Here is a 3,823-nt window from a genome sequence, read left to right as displayed (position 1 = left end):
GCGAGTCGTCGACGGTCCGGTGCACGTCGGAGGTCCAGGTGCGCAGATCGTGCACGTGCAGGTCGAGCGTGCCCGCGCCCCGGGCCTTGCCGATGAGCGACAGGTCCAGGGGGGCGAAGTACTCGGGGAAGATCGAGACGACGTCGACGCGCACTACAGGTCCAGCAGTCCCTCGGGCAGATCGGCGACGATCCGGCCGCCCTTGAGGTCGACCGTGGGGATCAGCGCCGAGACGAACGGGATGAGCGCCGTGCCGCCGGCCGCCTTCTTCAGGACGATGAGGTCGGAGGCGGGCGCGTGGTCGATCCGGTCGACCGTGCCCAGCGTGACGCCCCCGGTGTCGACGACCGCGAGCCCGACCAGCTGGTGGTCGTGGAACTCGTCGGGGTCGGACGGCGGGGCCACCTCGGCGCTGTCGACCTGCAGCAGCACGCCGCGCAGCTCCTCGGCGATGTTGCGGTCGTGGACGCCCTCGAACTGGGCGATGACCCGCCCCTGGTGCCAGCGCAGCGACTCGAGCGTCAATGTCGGCGGCACCTCATAGCGCACGCCGGGCGCGGGAGCGGCGGCGGCGACCGCCGGGCCGGTGCTCACCCGGCGGTCACGCTGGACCTCCGTGTGGAACACCGCCCCGGCGGTGAATCTCGCCTCTGGCTCGTCGGTCCGGACTGTCACCAGGACCTCCCCACGGATCCCGTGGGGCTTACCGATATGACCGACTACCAGCAGCATCGTGTGACAGCAGCCGATCAGTAGGCGTCGACGATGTCGACGCGGATGCCGCGCCCACCGATCGACCCGATGACCTGACGCAGCGCCTTGGCCGTGCGCCCGCCACGCCCGATGACCGTTCCCAGGTCCTCGGGGTGCACGCGCACCTCGAGCCGCTTGCCGCGGCGCGAGTCGACCATGCGCACCCGGACGTCGTCCGGGTTGTCGACGATGCCCTTGACGAGGTGCTCCAGCGCGGGCCGGAGCGCCCCGTCAGCTCGCGTCGGCGCCGGCACCGGCCGGGTCCTTCGCGTCCTCGGCGACGGCCTCGCGGGTCGGCTCCGCCGGGTCGACGGCCTTGGTGTCGGTCGGGCGGTCGGCGGCAACCTCGGGCGCGGCCGGGGTCTTGCCGTCGGCCGGCTTGTCGGCCTTCGACTTCTTGGGGGTCTGCGCCTTGGCCGGGGTGTCGGCAACGCCGGCGGCGGCCTTGGCCTCGGCCTCGTAGGCGGCCTGACGGTTCGCCTTCTCCGGCGCCACGAGCAGCGGCGGCGGGGCGGGAAGGCCCTTGAACTGCTGCCAGTCGCCGGTCTTCTCCAGGATGCGCTGCACGGCCTCGCTCGGCTGTGCGCCGACCGAGAGCCAGTACTGCACGCGCTCGCTCTTGACCTCGATCACCGAGGGGTCGTGCTTCGGCTGGTAGATGCCGACGTACTCGATGGCACGGCCGTCACGCTTGGTGCGCGAGTCGGCGACGACGATGCGGTACTGCGGGTTGCGGATCTTGCCCATCCGCAGGAGCCGGATCTTAACGGCCACGGTTGTTTCGCTCCAGATGACGACGTGGGTGAGCCGAACGGAACCCACGTGGGGAGTGGGGCCGATGTCTCGTGGACCGGCAGGCGAGGGGTTAGAGGGCGCCGCGCATGCCGTATACCAGTCGTCCATTCTGCCAGACGGGAGCCGGTGTCTCCCAATCGGGCCGGGAACCCGTCACCCGAGCTTCGCGAAGGAGGCCTGCGCCGCGGCGCCGAGGGTGCGGAACGGGGCTTCGCAGACCCGCCGGTCCCAGCCGTCGATCGAGGCGGGAAGCGCCACCTCGATGCCCACGATCAGGTTGTGGTCACGCGCCTGGACCTGGAACCGGAGCAGGCTGTTGCCCGGGTCGTGACTGCCGAAGGCCTCCTGCCCGGCGTCCGGCACGTCGCGCACGATCGTCTCGTCCAGGATGCCGTCGCTCTGGGCGGCCCGGTGCTGCCCGTGGCTCAGCTCGGCCGCGGGCGCGTTGCCGTACCACTCCAGGACGACGATGGCGGCACCCCGGGGCGTGTCCTCCGTCGGGCCCGGCATCCGGAAGTTGCAGGTGAGCTGCCGGGCGCCACCGCCCGCGTCGGGCTCGTACTTCTGGTCCAGCGCCACCGCAGGCCCCAGCACCGCCGCGACCGGGCCCAGGTCGATCGACGCACAGCCGTCCGGCCGGGCCTCGTACCGGATGCCGATGAAGTCCCGCACCCACCAGACGCCGTAGGCCGTGGTCGCGATGACGATCAGCAGAGACAGCGCGAAGAGCAGCAGCCGAGGCTTGCGGGGCGGAGGATCCCAGACGGTCACCTGGGCAGCGTAGAGATCATCGTCTCCGTCCGCCGCCCCGATTTCCGTGGCGTAGCTCTCAGAAGGTCCGCGGCTCGGCCCGCCTGTCCCAGCCCGCCGGCAGCGACGCGAAGGGCTCCCAGGACGGGTCCGGCTCGAAGTCCGTCCACGTCCCGTCGAACGGGAAGTCACCGGCCTCGATCCGCTTGACCACGTCCCGCCCCGACGCCCACAACGCGGCCTCGTCGCGCACCCAGTAATGCTCGGGCACGGCGAGCCGCTCGGCCAGCTCGTCCTCGTCCTTCCACCGCCACGTCCGGTCGGGGAACACCTCGATGTCGAGGTCGTAGTCGATCACGTCGACGCCGGCCAGGGTGCCGTCGTCCCAGCGCAGGCCGCGCGCCTCGAGGTTGACGTACCAGTTCTTGAAGCGGTCACGATCGTCGCGGAAGAACCAGACCGAGTGATCGGCCCCGGTCGGCAGGAACTTGAGCACGCCCGGCCCCTGCCACGTCGTCTCGATCACCTTGGTGGGCAGCGTCACCCACTCGGTGAACGGCATGTCGCGGATGCCGCGGCCGTCGAGGGCCACCTCGACGGTGATCGCCGAGCCGCGGGCCAGCCACAGCAGCAGCCCGCGCTCGTCGTCGGAGACCACCCGGCAGGGCCGCACCGAGGCGATGCGCGGCCCGTCGATGTTGCGGTAGAGAACGGTCCGCCCGGGCGCGAACGCCATCAGTAGGCGCGCGCCAGGATCGCCACCACGCCCGGCTCGTCCTCCGACTCGGGCACCGAGCCGTCCGGGTTGACCAGGCAGCGCACGGTCACCGCCTTGCCGTTGGCCTCGGCCTCGCCCTCGGCGCCGACCGCCGACCACGGGATCCGCGCCCAGCCGGTCTGCGCGGCCTCGATGGCGTCGCCCAGGGTCTTGACCTCGGTGGTGTTGTCCTCGCGGTGCTGCAGGGCCGAGTCGTAGAGCCGCTGCTGGTCGGCCTTCAACGCGGCGACGACGTCGTTGACGACCTCGCCGAGCGCGACCGGCGACTTGGTGCCGTCGGTGCGCCGGGCGACCACGGCATTGCCGGCCGCCAGGTCGCGCGGGCCGACCTCCACCCGTACGGGAATGCCCTGCAGCTCGGCGTCGACGGCCCGGCGGCCGAACGGGATGTCCGCCCGGTCGTCGAGCTTGACCCGCACGCCGGCCGCCTTGAGCTCGTCGCGCAGCTTGACCGCCGCCTCCTGGACGCCCTCGCCGGCCTTGATCACCATGATCTGGGCCTGGATCGGGGCGAGCGCGGGCGGCAGCCGCAGCCCGTTGTCGTCGCCGTGCACCATGATCAGGCCGCCGATCATGCGCGTGGTGCTGCCCCACGAGGTCGTCCACGTGTGCTCGACCCCGCCGGCCTGCGACGTGTAGGTGATGTCGAACGCCTTCGCGAAGTTCTGCCCCAGCTCGTGCGACGTGCCCATCTGCAGGGCCTTGCCGTCGCCCATCATGGCCTCGAGGGTCATGGTGTTGATCGCG

At 71.6% G+C, this 3,823-nt stretch carries 6 protein-coding genes and 1 pseudogene; all 7 read right to left on the bottom strand.

What is annotated here, in order from left to right; translation table 11 throughout:
- Window positions 1-154: pseudogene (locus RBH18_RS43365) on the bottom strand (tRNA (guanosine(37)-N1)-methyltransferase TrmD); the annotation flags it as partial.
- Window positions 154-729: a ribosome maturation factor RimM gene (gene rimM, locus RBH18_RS43360; RefSeq protein WP_306216353.1), complete on the bottom strand. Its 576-nt coding sequence runs from the start codon at window positions 727-729 to the stop codon at window positions 154-156. The pseudogene RBH18_RS43365 and the gene rimM, both read right to left, overlap by 1 nt.
- Window positions 730-749: 20 nt before the next feature.
- Window positions 750-1,007: an RNA-binding protein gene (locus tag RBH18_RS43355; RefSeq protein WP_015624940.1), complete on the bottom strand. Its 258-nt coding sequence runs from the start codon at window positions 1,005-1,007 to the stop codon at window positions 750-752.
- Window positions 985-1,527: a 30S ribosomal protein S16 gene (gene rpsP / locus RBH18_RS43350; RefSeq protein ID WP_306216352.1), complete on the bottom strand. Its 543-nt coding sequence runs from the start codon at window positions 1,525-1,527 to the stop codon at window positions 985-987. Before rpsP ends, RBH18_RS43355 begins: the two co-directional genes overlap by 23 nt.
- 174 nt (window positions 1,528-1,701) lie before the next feature.
- The gene (locus RBH18_RS43345; protein ID WP_306216351.1) at window positions 1,702-2,319 is read right to left on the bottom strand and encodes a hypothetical protein; all 618 of its coding nucleotides are present in this window, start codon (window positions 2,317-2,319) and stop codon (window positions 1,702-1,704) included.
- Window positions 2,320-2,377: 58 nt separating this feature from the next.
- Window positions 2,378-3,034 (bottom strand): DUF402 domain-containing protein, encoded by a 657-nt coding sequence (locus tag RBH18_RS43340; protein ID WP_306216350.1) that lies wholly within the window; start codon window positions 3,032-3,034, stop codon window positions 2,378-2,380.
- Window positions 3,034-3,823: His/Gly/Thr/Pro-type tRNA ligase C-terminal domain-containing protein (locus RBH18_RS43335; RefSeq protein WP_306216349.1), on the bottom strand; the 790-nt coding region annotated here is incomplete at its 5' end. The genes RBH18_RS43335 and RBH18_RS43340, both read right to left, overlap by 1 nt.

It is taken from the genome of Actinoplanes oryzae (assembly GCF_030757795.1).
Lineage (GTDB): Bacteria > Actinomycetota > Actinomycetes > Mycobacteriales > Micromonosporaceae > Actinoplanes.
Note: the sequence above shows the minus strand (reverse complement) of the source record. Positions and strands in the feature narration are given on the sequence as shown.

Excerpts from the sequence above, each read along its gene's own strand:
- RBH18_RS43340 (WP_306216350.1), bottom strand. The coding sequence starts at position 3,034 with ATGGCGTTCGCGCCCGGGCGGACCGTTCTCTACCGCAACATCGACGGG.